This is a genomic window from Achromobacter sp., assembly GCF_032113835.1.
GTDB lineage: Bacteria > Pseudomonadota > Gammaproteobacteria > Burkholderiales > Burkholderiaceae_B > Achromobacter.
In genome coordinates this window covers 1-12,005 of sequence record NZ_DAMCTG010000120.1, presented here as the reverse complement: position 1 = coordinate 12,005, position 12,005 = coordinate 1, and the positions used below count along the sequence as shown (strand labels likewise).

10 protein-coding genes are annotated in these 12,005 nt (G+C 66.7%); 4 read left to right on the top strand and 6 right to left on the bottom strand.

Annotation, left to right across the window (positions count from 1 at the left end):
• Window positions 1-149: 149 nt before the first annotated feature.
• Window positions 150-1,469, bottom strand: coding sequence for a fumarylacetoacetase (gene fahA / locus RT697_RS25255; protein ID WP_313702405.1), 1,320 nt, complete (start codon window positions 1,467-1,469; stop codon window positions 150-152).
• Window positions 1,470-1,604: 135 nt separating this feature from the next.
• Window positions 1,605-2,903 (bottom strand): homogentisate 1,2-dioxygenase, encoded by a 1,299-nt coding sequence (hmgA, locus tag RT697_RS25250; RefSeq protein ID WP_313702404.1) that lies wholly within the window; start codon window positions 2,901-2,903, stop codon window positions 1,605-1,607.
• A gap of 164 nt (window positions 2,904-3,067) precedes the next feature.
• Here hmgA and RT697_RS25245 point away from each other — a divergent pair, with 164 nt between their 5' ends.
• Window positions 3,068-3,976: a LysR family transcriptional regulator gene (locus RT697_RS25245; RefSeq protein WP_313702403.1), complete on the top strand. Its 909-nt coding sequence runs from the start codon at window positions 3,068-3,070 to the stop codon at window positions 3,974-3,976.
• A 53-nt stretch (window positions 3,977-4,029) separates the two neighbouring features.
• On the opposite strand, the gene RT697_RS25240 is transcribed toward RT697_RS25245, so the two are convergent.
• From RT697_RS25240 to mutM, 4 genes are all read right to left on the bottom strand, one after another.
• Complete coding sequence (locus tag RT697_RS25240; RefSeq protein WP_312427606.1) at window positions 4,030-4,230, bottom strand: DUF2783 domain-containing protein; 201 nt, start codon at window positions 4,228-4,230, stop codon at window positions 4,030-4,032.
• 17 nt (window positions 4,231-4,247) lie between these two features.
• Window positions 4,248-5,927: an FAD-dependent oxidoreductase gene (locus RT697_RS25235; protein ID WP_313702402.1), complete on the bottom strand. Its 1,680-nt coding sequence runs from the start codon at window positions 5,925-5,927 to the stop codon at window positions 4,248-4,250.
• Between the two features lie 97 nt (window positions 5,928-6,024).
• A complete protein-coding gene (locus RT697_RS25230) occupies window positions 6,025-6,978 on the bottom strand; it encodes an MBL fold metallo-hydrolase (RefSeq protein WP_313702401.1) in 954 nt (317 codons plus the stop codon).
• Window positions 6,979-7,118: 140 nt separating this feature from the next.
• Entirely contained in the window at window positions 7,119-7,946 is an 828-nt protein-coding gene (gene mutM, locus RT697_RS25225; protein WP_313702400.1) for a bifunctional DNA-formamidopyrimidine glycosylase/DNA-(apurinic or apyrimidinic site) lyase, read from the bottom strand.
• Here mutM and RT697_RS25220 point away from each other — a divergent pair.
• From RT697_RS25220 to RT697_RS25210, 3 genes are all read left to right on the top strand, one after another.
• Window positions 7,945-9,831: a tetratricopeptide repeat protein gene (locus RT697_RS25220; RefSeq protein ID WP_313702399.1), complete on the top strand. Its 1,887-nt coding sequence runs from the start codon at window positions 7,945-7,947 to the stop codon at window positions 9,829-9,831. The genes mutM and RT697_RS25220 overlap by 2 nt on opposite strands.
• 47 nt (window positions 9,832-9,878) lie before the next feature.
• Entirely contained in the window at window positions 9,879-10,430 is a 552-nt protein-coding gene (lolB, locus tag RT697_RS25215; protein WP_313702406.1) for a lipoprotein insertase outer membrane protein LolB, read from the top strand.
• A gap of 218 nt (window positions 10,431-10,648) precedes the next feature.
• Window positions 10,649-12,005, top strand: a 1,357-nt coding sequence (locus RT697_RS25210) for a methyl-accepting chemotaxis protein (protein WP_313702398.1), incomplete at its 3' end; no start/stop codon positions are given.

Below are 12,005 nucleotides of genomic sequence, written 5' to 3'. Positions count from 1 at the left end.
CGCCCGCCGCGGGGACGCCCGCCGCGGGATCGCCCGCCGCGGGATCGCCCGCCGCGGGATCGCCCGCCCCCGCAGACCCGCCCGTCAAGTAAAAGAAAGCCACGCAGCAGGCGTGCCGCTGCGTGGCTTCCGTCTATGCCGCCTCAGGCTCAGACGCGCGCGGGCAGCACCACGCCCGAGCATTCCCCGAATCCAATACGCGGATAGCCCGCCTTCACGCATTCGGCGCGGATGATGATCTGGTCGCCATCCTGCAGGAAGGTGCGCTTCTCGCCCCACGGCAGTTCAATCGCCGCCTTGCCGCCATTGCTCAGCTCCAGCAGCGAACCCGCTTCCGACGGCTGCGGGCCGGACAGCGTGCCGGTGCCCAGCATGTCGCCCGGTTGCAGATTGCAGCCATTGACGGTGTGATGCGTGATGAGCTGCGCCACATTCCAGTACGCGTCGCGGAAATTGCTGCTGGACAGCTTTACCGGCGGCTTGCTGTCGGCGCGCGATTGCTCGGTGGTCATCAGCACCTGCATCTGCACGTCGTAGGCGCCCTTGGCCCGGTTGGCGTCGGAGGCCAGGTAAGGCATCGGCTGCGGCTCGCCCGCGCCACGGGTCCATTGCGTGCGGAACGGCTCCAGCGCTTCCATCGTGACGATCCACGGCGAGATCGTGGACGCGAAGTTCTTGGACAGGAAGGGACCGAGCGGCTGGTATTCCCAGGCCTGGATGTCGCGCGCCGACCAGTCGTTCAGGATGCACAGGCCGAACACGTGCGAGTCCGCGTCGGCCAGCGTGATGCGCTCGCCCTGGGCGTTGCCCGTGCCCACGAAAATGCCCAGTTCCAGCTCATAGTCCAGACGTGCGCAGGGGCCGAATTGCGGCGCTTCGCCTTCGTTGGCGGGGCGCGTCTGGCCGACGGGGCGCGGAAACTTCTGGTCCACGCCGATGCTGGAGGCCCGGCCGTGATAGCCGATCGGCACCCACTTGTAGTTGGGCAGCAGGGGGTTGTCCGGGCGGAACTGCTTGCCCACGGCGGTGGCGTGGTGCACCGAGATATAGAAGTCGGTGTAGTCGCCGATGCGGGCGGGCGTGGTGTATTCGGCGTCGGCCTGCGCGACCAGCAGCGGTTCCACCGTGGCGCGCAGGGCGGCGCCTTCGCGCAGCGCGCGCGACAGGGCCAGGCGCAGCGCGCTCCAGTGCGTTTGGCCCAGGGCCATCAGCGCATTCAGGCTATCAGTGGCGCAGGCGGCCAAGGCATCCGCGGCCAGGCCTTCGAACGGCTGCTTGGCGGCCAGCGCGGCCAGGTCCAGGATCTGGTCGCCGATGGCCACGCCGGGCCGGAAGGATTCCTGCGTGCCCTTGCGGCGGAATGCGCCGTAGGGAAGGTTCTGCACGGGGAAATCCGACGTGTCCGAATTGGCGCTGGCGACCCAGCTCTTCAAGGACGGGTCGTGGGTTTCGTTGATCGCGGTGGTCATGGCTGCGTGTCTCTGTCAGTGTGTTTATGGGGGCCGGCCCGGCGCTTGGCCCTGCATGCGCCGGATGAATCAAACGCCAAACGGCGATGCGCTATTCGCGCATCGCCGCCGGCAACGAAGGCTGACGCGGTCGCGTCACGCCTTCTTGGGATCAAAGTGCTTTGCGATGCCCTGCCAGCACCGGTAGTAATCGCCCTGCAATTCTACCGACGCCAGCGCCTGCTCCGTCGGGCGGATCACGCGGCGGGTCTCGAACATGAACGCCATCGTGTCGCGGATGTAATGCGCCTTGCTGGTGTCCGCGTGCGACGCCTTCTCGAAGGTCTCGGCGTCGGGGCCGTGGCCGCTCATGCAGTTGTGCAGGCTGGCGCCGCCGGGCGCGAACCCGTCGGCCTTGGCGTCATACACGCCCTGGATCAGGCCCATGAATTCGCTGGCGATGTTGCGGTGGAACCAGGGCGGACGGAACGTGTTTTCCATGGCCAGGACGCGCGGCGGGAAGATCGCGAAGTCCATGTTGGCCGTGCCCGGGGTGTCCGACGGCGCCGTCAGCACCGTGAAGATCGAGGGATCGGGGTGATCGAAGCTGATCGAACCGATGGTGTTGAAGTGGCGCAGGTCGTACTTGTAGGGGGCGTGCGTGCCATGCCAGGCCACGACGTTCAGCGGCGAATGGTCGATCGCGGCACGCCAGAAGCCGCCCGTGAACTTTGCGATCAGTTCGAAGTCGCCGTCCACGTCTTCGTACCAGGCCACCGGCGTCTTGAAGTCGCGTGCGTTGGCCAGACAGTTCGAGCCGATGGGACCCAGTTCCGGCAGGCGCAGTGCGGCGCCGAAGTTCTCGAGCATGTAGCCGCGTGCCGTGCCGTCCAGCAGCTCCACGCGGAATCGGACGCCGCGCGGAATGACGGCGATTTCCAGCGGTTCCAGGTCGATGAGGCCCAGCTCGGTCGCCAGGCGCAGCCGGCCCTCTTGCGGCACCAGCAGCAGTTCGCCGTCGGCGTTGTAGAAATAGCGGCCCTGCATCGAGCGGTTGGCGGCATACAGATGGATGCCCACGCCGCCCTGTTCGTCGGGGCCGCCATTGCCGCCCCACGTCTTCACGCCTTCCAGGAAGTCGGTGGGCGCGTCGGGAATCGGCATCGGGCTCCAGCGCAGCTGGTTCGGCGTGACCGGACCGTGGCCGAAGGTGCTCAGCCAGCCGGCGGCGCCGCCGAACGCTTCAAAGGGTTTGTGCTGCGCGCCCGGACGGATGCGGTACAGCCACGAACGGCGGTTTTCCGCGCGCGGCGCCGTGAAGGCGGTGCCGGACAGCTGTTCGGCGTACAGGCCGTAGGGGCATTGCTGCGGCGAATTGCGGCCGGCGGGCAGGGCGCCGGGCAGGGCCTCGGTCGCACATTCGTTGCCGAAGCCGGACTGATATTGCAGTTCCATGGAATCCTCCTGGGTGGCGGGCGCGGTGCTTGGCCGCGCAGCTTGATGTGGTGGCGGGACGGGCGCCGCCCGAGCCGATGTGCCATTGTCGGAAAAAATCCCTGTTGCGGCTACGGGAATGCAAAAATAGCGACTATAAATTTCGTGAATAGTAGGGGGCGCCGATGGCCGAACTGCGCGATGTCGATCTGAACCTGTTGCTGCTGTTTCAACACCTGCTGGAAGACCGCAACCTGTCAGCAGTGGCGCGGCGCATGGACCTGTCGCAACCCGCAGTCAGCAATGCGCTGCGGCGCCTGCGCGTGGCGTTCGGCGATGAACTCTTCGTGCGAACCGCCCAGGGCATGCTGCCGACGCCGCGCGCCCAGCGCCTGGCCGGCCCCGTCAGCGAAGCGCTAGGTTTGCTGTCGCAGGCGTTGCTGGACCAGGACGTGTTCGATGCCGCGACCAGCAGCCGGCGGTTTCGCGTCGCCATGACGGACGTCGGCGAAATCCACTTCATGCCGCGCCTCATGGAAGTCTGCGTGCAGAAGGCGCCGCAGGTTCGCATCGATTCGGTGCGGGTGCTGGGGCCGGATCTGCCGCGCGAGATGGAGTCGGGCAGGGTGGACCTGGCGATCGGCGCGTTCGATGAGATGGGGGCCGGCACCTTGCAGCGGATGCTGTTTCGACAGGGCTACGCCACGCTCTTCCGCCAGGCGCATCCCACCGCGCATGCGGGCATGGGAATCAAGGCGTTCCGCGCGGAGCGTCATTTGATCGTGTCGCGCGCGGCGCCGTATGGGCAGGTCAATCAGTCGATGGAACGGGCGGGCGTGGACCTGGCCGAGCACTTCAGCGTGCCGCATTTCTCGGCCGTGCCCTACATCGTCAGCGCGACGGATCTGCTGGCCACCGTGCCGGAGAAGCTGGCTGCCAGCGCCGCCGCGCCGTTCGGCCTGCGCTTCATGACACCGCCACTGAAAGTGCCTGCGCTGCAGACCAACATGTACTGGCAGCGCAGGGTGGACCGCGACGGTGGCAATCAGTGGCTGCGCGCGTTGATCGTCAACACGTTCGCGGTGGGTTCATGAGGGTCCGCGCGGCGACTTGACGCCGACGCGGACCCGCTTCGCTGTACGGCGTGTCACGCCGCCTGCGTCACGGACGCGCGCGCATGCTGCAACGCTTCCTTCAGCAGGGGCAGGTCGCCCAGGTGGTTCGCCAGCAGCAGGATCAGCGCCGCATTCAGCTCCTGGCTCTGCTCGTTCGTCAGGTCGCGGTGGGCGTCGATCAGCGCTTCGTAGAAGTCGTCCGGCGCGCTCAGGTTGGTTTCGGTGATAAGCATGGTGACAACCTCTGAGATCACGCGCGGCCCGTCGCGCGGTGGACGGCGGCGGCAACGGAATCGGGATTGAAGACGCGCCAGCGCGCGGCGATGTGCTGGTCGGGGCGGATCAGGTACGCGGTGCCGTCCTGCGCGTCGTAGCGCTTGGCCAGGCAGCCCTCGCTGTCGCGCACCACGGCCACGTCCGCGGGCAGGGCGAACAGGTCGCACTGCGTATCGGCCACCAGCACGGCCTTGACCGGCATCGGCGCCATGCGCAGGGCCTGCAATGCCATCAGCGTGTCGCGGCCCGGCAGCGCGCCGCCGCAGAACACCGCCAGCACAAACTCGCCATCCAGTTGCGACAGCCACCAGCCCGCTTCGCCTTGAATCTGCACCGGCGCGTCCAGCGCCACCGCGCCAGGCATCATGCGACCGGTGAAGGCGTCGGCGTCCGGCGTGTTCAGCGGAGATCCGGCGTACGTGGCCGGCAGCGAGAGCCGGCCGCTGTTCACGAGCGATCGTGCAAACGGGTGGTCCTTCGCCAGATTGAGCACCGCGTTGCGGAAGCTGCGGCTGATGTCGCTCTTGGGGGTGATGAAATCGGTGGCGCGCGACGAGTTCAGGATGTTCTCGTCGGCCGCGAATTCGCGCTCGGCGCTGTAGCTGTCGATCAGGGTTTCGGGCGCCATGCCGGCCACGACGAGCTTGAGCTTCCACGCCAGGTTCTCGGCATCCTGCACGCCGCTGTTGGCGCCGCGCGCGCCAAACGGCGACACGCGGTGCGCCGAGTCGCCCGCGAACACGATGCGGCCGTGGCGGAATTTATCCATGCGCTCGCACGCAAACGTGTACACGCTGACCCATTCCAGTTCGAACTGCGCGTCCGGACCCAGCAGCGCCCGGATGCGCGGCAGCACGTTTTCAGGCTTGACGGCTTCGACGGGGTCGGCGTTCCAGCCGAGCTGGAAATCGATGCGCCAGACGTTGTCGGGCTGCCGGTGCAGCAGCACGGATTGATTCGGATGAAAGGGCGGATCGAACCAGAACCAGCGTTCGGAGGGAAAATCCGCAGTCATCTTGACGTCGGCGATCAGGAAGCGGTCGCGGAAGATGCGGCCGTGGCTTTCCTGGCCGATCAGCTTGCGCACCGGCGACCGCGCGCCGTCGCAGGCGATCAGCCAATCGGCGTGCAGCGTGTACGGGCCTTCGGGCGTTTCGACGGTCAGCGTGACGCCGTCATCGCCCTGCATGACCCCGGCTACCTTGTTCTTCCAGCGCAGTTCGATGTTGGGCTGCTGGCGGGCCTGCTCGTACAGATAGCCTTCGGCGTAGTACTGCTGCAGATTGATGAAGGCCGGGCGGCGGTGGCCGGGTTCGGGCAGCAGGTCGAAACGCCAGACTTCCTGTTCGCGGAAGAAGATCTTGCCCACGTTCCACGACACGCCCTTGTCGATCATGCGCTGGCCTACGCCCAGGCGGTCCCAGATCTCAAGCGTACGCTTGGAAAAGCAGATGGCGCGCGAGCCTGTGGACAAGCGGTAGTCGTCGTCCAGCACCACCACGCGCACGCCCTGGCGCGCCAGGTCCAGCGCCGTGGTCAGGCCGACGGGGCCGGCGCCCACCACCACGACCTGATGGCGCGCCGGGTCGGCCGCCGTCTGGTCCGCGTGCTTTTCATAGGCGAACTCCATCGCCTGAAAGTCGATGTCTCCCACGGTTGTCTCCTGTGTGGGTCATTTTTTTATTTATGCGGACACGCTGCGCCGCAAGGGGCGCGCGTGTCCGGTTCCTGCTTGTCGGGTCTGTGGAAGGTCAGCCTTCCAGCTGCGCCCACATTTCCAGGTCGCGCTTGTCGGTCCAGATGCGCGGGTGCGTGTGGCCCGAGGCCTCGTCAAAGGCGCGCGACACGTCGAACGGCATGCAGTGGTCGAAGATGACCCAGTCGCTGTAGCGCGGCTTCATGAAGTCGTAGACCTCGCGGTAGATCGTCTTCAGGTCCTTGCCTTCGGCCACGCCGCGATTCACGGCGCCGTACAGGTCCGTCAGGAAGGCGCGCGTGCCGGCCAGGCCCTGGCGCACTTCGGTGGCGTTCTTGAGCGCCGGGCCGCGCCCGGGCACCATCTTTTCGGCTTCAAAGCCCGACAGCGCGTCCAGCGTGGTGGGCCAGTCGCGGAAGTAGGCGTCGCCGCAGTAGGGGGTGGACTGGTATTCGACCAGGTCGCCCGCGAACAGGATCTTCTGCTCGGGCAGCCAGGCGATGGTGTCGCCCTTGGTGTGGCCGCGGCCGACCTGCAGCAGCTTGACTTCAAGGTTGCCCAGGTTGACCGTCATTTCGCCCTTGAACGTCATCGTCGGCCAGACTAGGCCCGGCGGAATCGATTCGGCGTTGCGGAACAGGCGGGGGAAACGGCCGATCTCGCTGGCCTTGTCCTGCTCGCCGCGTTCGGCGATCAGGTCGTAGGTGTCGCGGCTGGCCAGGATTTCCTGGGCGTTGTAGGCCGACGCGCCGAACACGCGCACGGCGTGGTAGTGCGACAGCAGGATGTACTTGATGGGATTGTCCGTCACTTCGCGGATGCGGCGGATCACATCCTGCGCCATGACGGGGGTGGCCTGGGTGTCGATCACCATGACGGCCTCGTCGCCGATGATCACGCCCGTGTTGGGGTCGCCTTCGGCCGTGTAGGCATAGGCGTTGTCGGACAGTTTTTCGAACGAGACGACCTTGTCGTCCAGGTCCGCGTGCGAGGCGAATTGCTTGCTCATGGAGGCTCCTTCCACTTTTATAGGAATAGGGTATGTGGAAGGAAATATAGCCCTGCGTTAGTTTTCGTGCAATACGTTTGCTATAAACGAATTCCCGAGTTGTAACGGTGATTTCCCCTGGTGCGGCGCATGGGCATCCCTCAATTCCGCTGGCATTTCGGGCAGTAGTAGGTGGCCCGCTGCCCCTGGACGAAACGGCGGATCGGGGTGGCGCAGACCCGGCAGGGCAGGCCTTCGCGCTCGTACACCGCCGCATGGATCTCGAAATAGGCGCCCGGCTCGCCGCTGGCGCCCACGTAGTCGCGCAACGTGCTGCCACCGGAGGTCAGCGCGTCGGCCAGCGTGGCGCGCACCATGTCGGCCAACCGCTCGCACCGGGCCAGCGACAGCTTGTTTGCGGGTGTCTTGGGATTGATCCGGGCGCGGAACAGGCATTCGGACGCATAGATATTGCCCACGCCGACCACCGCCATGCCGGCCAGCAGCACCTGCTTGATGGCGGCGGAATGGTTCTGGAAATGCCGGTGCAGCCAGGCCCCGTCGAACCGCGGATCGAAGGGTTCGATGCCCAGCTTGGCCAGCAGCGGGTGCGCCTCGATGGGCCCCTCGGCGGCGTCGTGCCACAGCACCGCGCCGAAGCGCCGCGGATCGTGCAGGCGCAGGACCGCGCCGTCGAAGATCCATTCGACATGATCGTGCTTGCGCAGGAATTCCCCGGGCGCCACGCTGCGCAGCGAGCCCGACATGCCCAGATGCACGATCTGGGTGCCATGTTCGAAGCGCAGGAGCAGGTACTTGCCGCGCCGCGCGCATTCCAGCACCGTGCGTCCGCCGATCAGGGACGGCAGCTCCGGCGGGATGGGCCAACGCATGCGGGGTTCGTGAACGACCAGCCGCGAGAGCGTCTGGCCGGTGATGATGGCGTCGATTCCTCGGCGCGTGGTTTCGACTTCAGGCAGTTCCGGCATGAGCCAGTGTAAGATCATCAATTGCGTGTACGAAGATTGTGCCATCAACCGGACGGGCCGCGTGAAGTCGTCTTTTAAACAAATGAATATCGGGATCGCCGCGTTGGGGCTTGCGCTGGCAGCAATCATGGCCCCGCCGGCCCAGGCCGCCGACGGCCGGACGCGTGATGCGACGGGCCCCCGGATGGCCCCCCAAAGCCGCCAACCTGAAACCGAAGTCATCCGCCTGCGCCCAGGCCAACTGCCTTATGTGTCGCTGACCGGCGACATCTTCTACCGCGTACTGGCTTCTGAAATCGCCGCCCAGCGGGGCATGTACGGCACCGCCGCCACCACCATGGTCGGTCTGGCCCGTGACACCGGCGATCCCCGCCTGGCCCGCCGCGGCCTTGAATTCCAGCTTGCCGGCGGCAACCTGCCCGGCGCGCTGGACGCCGCCCGCGTCTGGGCCCGCCTGGCGCCCAACGACGTCGAAGCCAGCTCCACCGAGCTGGCGCTGGCGGCCGCCAATGGCCAGACCAAGGGCCTGGCCCAGGCGCTGCGCAAACGCATCGATTCCTCGCGCGACAAGCCCGCCGCCATCGGCCAGGCGCTTGCCGTGCTCAGCCGCCTGAACGATCGCCGCCTTGCGCTGCGCATCCTGGACGAGTCCCTGAGCGACAGCGTCCGCAAGCTGCCCGCCGCGCATCTGGCGTTGGCCGATGTGGCCTCCGCCGCCGGCGACTACGAGCGCGCCGCACAGGAATCCCGCGCCGCGCTGGCCGCCGATCCCAAATCCGAAGGCGCCGCCCAGCGCGTGCTCGAGTACGGTTCCAGGGTCGATCCCAAGCGCGCGCAAACCGAAGCCCGCACCTTCATCAACCGCAATCCGGGCGCCCGCAAGGTGCGCCTGATGCTGGCCGGCCAACTGGCCGACAGCGGCGACTACGACGCCGCGCTGGCCGAACTGCAAGCCATGTCGCGCCGGTCGCCCGAAGACTTCGACCTGCTCTTCATGCAGGCGCAACTGGCCTACAAGTCCGGGCAGCTTCCGCAGGCCAAGACCTTCCTGCAGCAGTATCTGGATGTCCAGAACCAGCGCCAGCGGGCCACGGTCCCGGGCGCCACCGATGCCGGCGCGGCCGCCGCCGATGCCCACGTGCTGCTGGCGCGCATCGCCGAAGACCAGGGCCATTACGACGAAGCCATCGCCGAACTCGGCCGCATCGACGACCCCACGCTGCGCTATTCCGTGCGCATGCGCCAGGCCGCACTGCGCGCCAAGAGCGGCCGTGTGGACGATGCGCTGGCCATGATCGACTCGGCCGGCCCGCAGGACGAAGAAGAACGCGCTCTGGGCGCACTGACGAAGGCGCAGATCCTGCGCGACGCCGACCGCATCGGTCAGGCAGTCACTGCCCTGGAAGCCGCGGATCAGGCGCTGCCGGACACGGTCGAAATCAAATACGAACTGGCGATGCTGTACGAACGCCAGAACCGCCTGGCCGACCTGGAGCGCATGCTGCGTCAGGTCATCGCGCTGGATCCCGACCACGCCCATGCGTACAACGCGCTGGGTTACACGCTGGCGGACCACAATCAGCGCCTGCCCGAGGCCCTGGACCTGATCACGCAGGCGCTCGAGTTATCGCCCAACGATCCGTTCATCCTGGACAGCATGGGCTGGGTCAAATTCCGCATGGGCGATACCACCGCCGCCGCGCATTATCTGCGCCGCGCCTACAGCGTGCGTCCCGAAGCCGACATCGCCGCGCATCTGGCCGAAGTACTCTGGGCGCAAGGCAAGCGCGATCAGGCCACGGACCTGCTGCGCGCGGCCCTGCAGAAGGATCCCAAGAACAAGACGGTTCAGGACGTCGTGAAGCGTCTGGGGGTCAATCTGTGACGGCAGCATTTGCAGGATTGCGCGGCGCCACGGCCAGCCTGCGCTGGATGGCAATGGCGCTGTTGGCCTTCACGCTGGCGGCATGCACGTCCCTGCCCAAGCCGATCGAAGGCGCCAGCGCCGATGCGTTTTCACGCATCGGGCGCTTTGCCATCACCGTCAACGAAGAAAGCGGCAAGCAGAACGCGGTCCAGGGCGGTTTTTCCTGGTCCGACGATGGCCGCCGCTATGTGCTGGACCTGACCAACCCGCTGGGCTCGACCGAAGCGCGGGTGGAAGGCACTCCCGGCGCCGCCAGCCTGACCAAGGCCGACGGCACCCGGCTGGTCGCCGACAACCCGGATGCGCTCGCCGAAGACGCGCTGGGCAGCAGCATGCCCGTGTCCGGATTGCGCGACTGGCTCCGCGGCAAGCTGCCGGCAGACCCCGAGGCCACCGACGTGACCCGCGACGAGCTGGGCCGCCCCGTGGCATTCGAGCAGGGCGGCTGGCGCGCCAAGCTCTCTCGCTACGACGCCAAGGGCCCGCAACTGCTGGTGCTCGAGCGTCAGGAACCCGGGCGCCGCATCCTGGTGCGTCTGGTCGTCAACCAGTCATGAACACGCGCGGTGCCAGGCGCCGCGCTGGGTGATTCGGGTAAACCCTTATCACATCGCCTTCAATTCAATCAAGCGAATAACCGCCGCAAATCCGGGCGTGTTACCGCTTGAAATATATTGGCTTCACTGAATAATTCTCCCTGACCGCGCCCGGATCGTGCGCGGGCAGCAATTCGGGGTCGACGCTCGTCTGCCGCCACCCTTTTGGAGAATGGCCAATGTTCAGGAATACACGCATCGCGACGGTGCTGTTGGGAATCATCGCGATATTTTTCACCTTCCAGTTGGTGATTGGCGGCATGGGCTTCGTTGCCCTGCGGCAGACCAACCACGATGTCGAGCAGCTTTATCGCCTGTCGGCGCAGCAGGTCAACGCAGTCAACTCGGCGTCGCTGTCGCTAGTGGCGGCCCGCACGGACCTGAGCCGCTACGCCACGCGCGTCGCGCAGGGCAATACCGACGACAAGAGTTCGCTCCAGGCTGCGCGCCAGCGCATCGTGTCGGCCGATCGTGCCTTCCAGGGGTTCTCCGGCAGCCTGTCCGCCGAGGAAAAGGCGGAATCCGCCGCCATCATCGACGCCTACACCAAGCTCAGCACCAACCTGCAGAACGTGGGTCGTGTCCTCGAAGCCGGCGACATGGACGCCTACTTCAAGCAGGGCACGCAGGCTGTGCAGGAACGCCTCGTGAGCGAGCGCGACGCCTTCGTGCTGCGTGCCGAGAGCGCCGGGCAGACGGTCATGGACGAAATCTCCATGTTCCACACGCTGTTCAGCTCGCTGCTGGCCGGCATTCTGGCGCTGGGCCTTCTGATGGCCGTGGGCGCGCACGTGTTGATCCGCCGCATGATCGTGCGTCCGCTGCTGGAAGCGGGCGAAGTCTTCCGCCGCATCGCCGAGGGCGACCTGACCCGCCGTGTGGCGGACCGCGGCAAGAACGAAATCGGCGCGCTGATCGGCGCCCTCAAGGCCATGCAGGACAGCCTGGTGCGTACCGTGTCGGCCGTGCGCCGCGGCGTTGACGAGATCAACGTCGGCGCGCGCGAGATTTCGTCCGGCAACACCGACCTGTCCAGCCGCACCGAAGAGCAGGCGGCGTCGCTCGAGGAAACCGCGGCCAGCATGGAAGAGCTTGCCACCACCGTGAAGCAGAACGCCGACACCGCACGCGAAGCCAATCGCATGGTTGCCGCCTCGCAGGCGGTTGCACAGCGCGGCGGCGAGGCCGTGTCCAGCGTGGTGGAAACCATGCACGCAATTTCGGGCAGCTCGTCGCGCATCGCCGACATCGTGGGCGTGATCGACGGCATCGCGTTCCAGACCAACATCCTGGCGCTCAACGCCGCGGTCGAGGCCGCGCGTGCCGGCGAGCAGGGCAAGGGTTTTGCGGTCGTCGCCAGCGAAGTGCGCACGCTCGCGCAGCGCAGCGCCGCCGCCGCCAAGGAAATCAAGCAGCTCATCGAAGACTCCGCGCAGAAGGTTGGCGTGGGTTCGGAGCAGGTGGAAAACGCCGGCGCCACGATGCGCGAGATCGTTGAATCCGTGCAGCGCGTGACCAGCCTGATGGCCGAGATCT

Coding starts and splice junctions, on each gene's coding strand:
- fahA (WP_313702405.1), bottom strand. CDS start 1,469: ATGACCACCGCGATCAACGAAACCCACGACCCGTCCTTGAAGAGCTGG.
- hmgA (WP_313702404.1), bottom strand. CDS start 2,903: ATGGAACTGCAATATCAGTCCGGCTTCGGCAACGAATGTGCGACCGAG.
- RT697_RS25245 (WP_313702403.1), top strand. CDS start 3,068: ATGGCCGAACTGCGCGATGTCGATCTGAACCTGTTGCTGCTGTTTCAA.
- RT697_RS25240 (WP_312427606.1), bottom strand. CDS start 4,230: ATGCTTATCACCGAAACCAACCTGAGCGCGCCGGACGACTTCTACGAA.
- RT697_RS25230 (WP_313702401.1), bottom strand. CDS start 6,978: ATGAGCAAGCAATTCGCCTCGCACGCGGACCTGGACGACAAGGTCGTC.
- RT697_RS25220 (WP_313702399.1), top strand. CDS start 7,945: ATGAGCCAGTGTAAGATCATCAATTGCGTGTACGAAGATTGTGCCATC.
- mutM (WP_313702400.1), bottom strand. CDS start 7,946: ATGCCGGAACTGCCTGAAGTCGAAACCACGCGCCGAGGAATCGACGCC.
- lolB (WP_313702406.1), top strand. CDS start 9,879: ATGGCAATGGCGCTGTTGGCCTTCACGCTGGCGGCATGCACGTCCCTG.